General features: G+C 56.8%; 1 protein-coding gene. It reads left to right on the top strand.

What is annotated here, in order from left to right; all coding sequences use genetic code 11:
* Nucleotides 1-12: 12 nt before the first annotated feature.
* Nucleotides 13-257: AAA family ATPase (locus AC0CH8_RS18945; protein ID WP_465241208.1), on the top strand; the 245-nt coding region annotated here is incomplete at its 3' end.

The raw sequence follows: 257 nt of genomic DNA, 5'->3' as shown, positions 1-257 counted from the left end.
CTGCTCGAGGCCATGGGAGAACGTCAAGTCTCAGCAGATGGCCTGACTCATCCCCTCGAAGCCCCGTTCATGGTGATGGCCACCCAAAACCCCATTGAGATGGAGGGCACGTACCGCCTACCAGAGGCCCAACGTGACCGATTTATGGCTCGTATCACTATGGGTTATCCAACGCGATCAGCAGAGCTTGCCATGCTCGAGCATCATGGCGCGACCTCTCCTCTTGATGAGGTCAGACCAGTTACCGACACTCAGAC

The organism is Sphingomonas sp. AC435, assembly GCF_979253005.1.
Note: the sequence above shows the minus strand (reverse complement) of the source record. Positions and strands in the feature narration are given on the sequence as shown.